This window comes from Desertihabitans aurantiacus (assembly GCF_003344635.1).
Taxonomy (GTDB): Bacteria; Actinomycetota; Actinomycetes; order Propionibacteriales; family Propionibacteriaceae; genus Desertihabitans; species Desertihabitans aurantiacus.
The window spans coordinates 1-1,568 of record NZ_QPKK01000468.1 but is presented as its reverse complement, the minus strand read 5'-3'; the positions used below and the strand labels follow the sequence as shown (position 1 = coordinate 1,568).

The following is a 1,568-nucleotide window of genomic DNA, read 5'->3' as shown; positions in this document are numbered from 1 at the left end:
CCGGCGCCGGCGCGCTGCGACCTCGACCCGCCGTCGGGCGCGGCGACCGGGCTGGGGGAGGCGGCGGTGCGGGTGCGTCCGCAGCGCTGGGGCCGGCACCGCGTCGAGCCCACCGAGGCCGTGGTCGCCGACGACTGGGGGCTCTGGCTGGGCACCGTACGACCCCTCCCGGACGCCGTCTCGGTGGCACCGGGCCGCGAGCCGCCCGGGCGCGGGGACGTCATCCCGCACCCGATCGGGCTGGTGGGCCTGCACCCCAGCCGGACCCGCGGCGAGGGCGTCACGCTGGCCGAGGTGCGCCGCTTCCAGACCGGCGACCGGCTGCGGCGGATCAACTGGCGGGTGACGTCCCGGACCGGGCAGCTGCACACCAACGCCACCCTGGCCGAGCGCGACACCGAGGTGCTGGTCGTCACCGACACCGTGGCCGACCTGGTCGGCGACTCCGGCGCGTCCAGCCTCGACACCACGGTGCTGGCCGCGGCCTCGGTCGCCGAGCACTACCTGCGGCTCGGCGACCGCGTCGGACTGCACGACCTGGGCCACGTCATCGGCTCGGTGCCGCCAGCCGCCGGCGCCCGGCAGCGGACCGTCCTGGTGGAGCAGCTGGCGCGGGCCTCGGTCGAGCGGACGGCCCGCCCGCTGGTGCGCCGGATCCGCCGGGTGCGACCGGGCTCGCTGGTGGTCGTCTGCTCCCCGCTGCTCGACCGCGACGTGCTGGAGGAGGTGCTGCGGCTGGTGCACCGCGGCGCGGCGGTGCTGGCCGTCGACACGCTGCCACCTGAGCTCGGCCGGCTCGACGGCGCACACCGGGCTCGGTCGGTGGGGGCGGTGCTGGACGCCACGGTGGAGCGGCTGCGCCCGCAGCGCTACTGGGCCGAGGCGTGGGCGCTGCGCCGGCTCGAGCGCGACGTCGACGTCGACCGGCTGGCCGAGCTCGGCGTCCCGGTCGTCACCTGGCGTGGCATCGAGAGCCTCGGCACGGTGGTCGCCGCGCTGGCCGCCAACCGCACCGCACCGCGGATGGCACGCGGCTCCGGGGCGGGGGCCGGCTGATGCTCTCGGTCCTCGACGCCCTGGTGGAGTGGCTGGACGCCGCCCGCCGGTGGGGCCGGCACGTGTGGCTGCTGCGGCTGGTGATGCTGGTCTCGGCGGTGCTGGCCTCCGCCGTGCTGTGGTCGCAGACCCCGAACGCCGTCCTCGGCGTGCTGCTGGCCGGAGCCGGTGTGCTCGGTCTGGTCTGGGCGCGGGGTCAGCTGCCCCTGCTGTTCGCCGCCGGGGTGGTGCTGTGGTCGGCCGTCACGGCGGCGACCACGCCGGACGGCCCGGACGTCCTGCTGCTGGTGCCGGTCGCCCTGGGGCTGGTGGGCTGGCACGCGGCCGCTGGCGCGCTGACCCTGGCGCAGCCGTGGGCGCGGGTGGCGCCGGGGGTCTGGCGACGGCTCGGCGTCCCCGCCGTGCTCGCGGTGGCGGCCGTGCTGGTGGGGGCGCTGCTGGCGTGGGCGGCGGGGTTCGTGGTGCTGCCGGCCGCGCTGACGCTGGTGGCGGTGGTCGTCGTGCTGCTGGTC

2 protein-coding genes are annotated in these 1,568 nt (G+C 78.0%); both read left to right on the top strand.

The features are described from left to right. On the top strand, window positions 1-1,056 hold a 1,056-nt coding region (locus DVA66_RS20250), incomplete at its 5' end, for a DUF58 domain-containing protein (protein ID WP_114561563.1). Next, a partial coding sequence (locus DVA66_RS20245; RefSeq protein ID WP_198672001.1) for a hypothetical protein occupies window positions 1,056-1,568 on the top strand: 513 nt, incomplete at its 3' end. The genes DVA66_RS20250 and DVA66_RS20245, both read left to right, overlap by 1 nt.